The organism is Actinocrinis puniceicyclus (genome assembly GCF_018283645.1).
Lineage (GTDB): Bacteria > Actinomycetota > Actinomycetes > Streptomycetales > Catenulisporaceae > Actinocrinis > Actinocrinis puniceicyclus.
In genome coordinates this window covers 1-1,962 of the sequence record NZ_JAGSXH010000283.1, presented here as the reverse complement: position 1 = coordinate 1,962, position 1,962 = coordinate 1, and the positions used below count along the sequence as shown (strand labels likewise).

The window sequence follows — 1,962 nt, the reverse complement described above, 5'->3', positions numbered from 1 at the left end:
AAGAGACAGGTTGAGCACCCCGACGCGCGAGCGCGTGCTGCACCGGATCGCCGAGGTCGCCGCTCACCTCGCCCAGGTCATCGGCACGGCCGCAGCCTTCGACGACCTGACGCGCCAACGCCCACACCTGGCCGACGCCTACCGGCCCCGCGACCGCGACCTGACCCAGGCCGCACACGAAATGGCGGCCGCAGCCGCTCAACACCCCACACCGGCCGGCGATCCCCCGCAGATCACGACCGCCCCGGTGATGGCCGCCCCCGTCACTCACCCGCCACCGCAGGAAGAGCCCGCCCAGGCAGCCGACCAACTGCGCGAGGCACTGGACCGGTTGGCCACCGCCGCCTATCAGGCCGCCCACCCGCTCAACACCGGCGAACACCCACCCACGCACACCGCCGACAACCTCGGCGAAACCGCCGCGAACCTCGCCCTCGCACACGTCCTGGCCGCAGACCTGCTCACCCGCCTCACGCCACACCTGCCCCCGACCGCGCACTGGAACCCGACCCGAGCCGCAGACCAATTGCGGGCAGCCGGCGCCACCTGGGCGCAGCTGCGCCGCCCCTGGGAGCACACCACCAGCATCCCGGACAGCGGCCCCCGCAACCCGCTCACCGTCCAGGCCACCGGCATCCCACTGCGCCTGGGCCGCCTGCTCTACGCCGACCATGCTTGGAACCCGCAGCACGGTCCCGGCCAACCGCGCACCCTCACCGACCTGCTTGATCCTCACATCCTCGACGCCGTGTGCACGGCGATCAGCGCTCTGCCGCGCGTGGCCGCGACAATCGCCGCCAACCACCACCGCCTGATCGCCGACCACCGAGTCGACCTGCACACCACCGACCGCACCCACCGCCCCGAGAACGAAGCCCGCCGCTTCTACCCCCTCCAACCCGCGCAGCGCGCCGAGCTGCTCGCCGGCTACCAGAAGGCGGCCCACGGGTCCAAGAACGCCGCCACCGAACTGGCGCCGCTCAGCCGCGGCTACCAAGCGCTGCGGGCGGAAACACTCATGACGGCCACCCACCCGACGACCAACCCCCGGCACGCCCAGATCCACCGGACACAACCCACGCCGCAACACCAGGTCACCAGCCGCCCCATCACACCCAGCTGACAAACAAGGAGGCTTATGCGGAACGTCTTGCTGGCGAACTTCGAAGTCTGGCGTGTGCTGCACACCAACGACTGCGGACCTCTGCAAATGTCCGCCTTCCGGGCCGGTATCGACCTCTACTCCCTTAAGGAGGATTTTAACATAAACCCTATTGTCTGAGCCCTCGCTGGCTGTCGACGCGATGCGCTTCACCCAGATGGACGTAAGTAGCGCGACGGCTCGTGCGCGCGTATCTGAATTCGGCCAAGATAGTCATATCAGACGACCACACTTGGAAGGACGATCGATGGCAGTTGAGGCAAAGGGCGAATGGTGGCTTGTGGGTCAGCCGGAGAACAAGGTATCAGGCACGTTACGGATTGAAGACTCAGGACGGTCCGAGCTTGCACTCATCGGAACACTTCATGATTTGTTTAGCGGAGCTACTCGAACTACGGCAAGCGGTGGAACCACCACTGTGGCTCTCACACGAGAAGCACTTGAGCAGTCAGGCACCTATCCACGAATCTGCGGGCTGTCTGGCTCTTACAGTTACACGCTCGAAGATTGTTTTCGGACGGACTCCTCACAGTCTCTAGGCGGTGGTCTTGCTACCGAGCTGATTCACGTGTCAAGAGTCTTCAAAGGGGTTTGGTTTGAAGAATCGGAGATGGCAGAAGCGATCGCCATGGTATTTGCCCCTGCCCACTTGAGCTATTGGGTTGCCAGAGAGGGAGGGTTATTCAAAAGCCCACTTCAGGTAGTACAGGCCGACGATGGCGCGGAGTGTGGCGGGGAACTTCTCCAGGGGTGGCCGGAAGCGGGTGGTTAGGATTTTCCAGTTCTGCAGGTGTGAGTTC

General features: G+C 64.9%; 1 protein-coding gene and 1 pseudogene. Both read left to right on the top strand.

Annotation, left to right across the window (positions count from 1 at the left end; all coding sequences use genetic code 11):
- Nucleotides 1-1,123: pseudogene (locus KGA66_RS28770) on the top strand (hypothetical protein); the annotation flags it as partial.
- Nucleotides 1,124-1,304: 181 nt separating this feature from the next.
- Entirely contained in the window at nt 1,305-1,934 is a 630-nt protein-coding gene (locus tag KGA66_RS32365; protein WP_369015988.1) for an ApeA N-terminal domain 1-containing protein, read from the top strand.
- Nucleotides 1,935-1,962 lie beyond the last annotated feature (28 nt).

What these genes read in the sequence shown, in the direction of transcription:
- KGA66_RS32365 (WP_369015988.1), top strand. Translation starts at nt 1,305, where the DNA reads ATGCGCTTCACCCAGATGGACGTAAGTAGCGCGACGGCTCGTGCGCGC.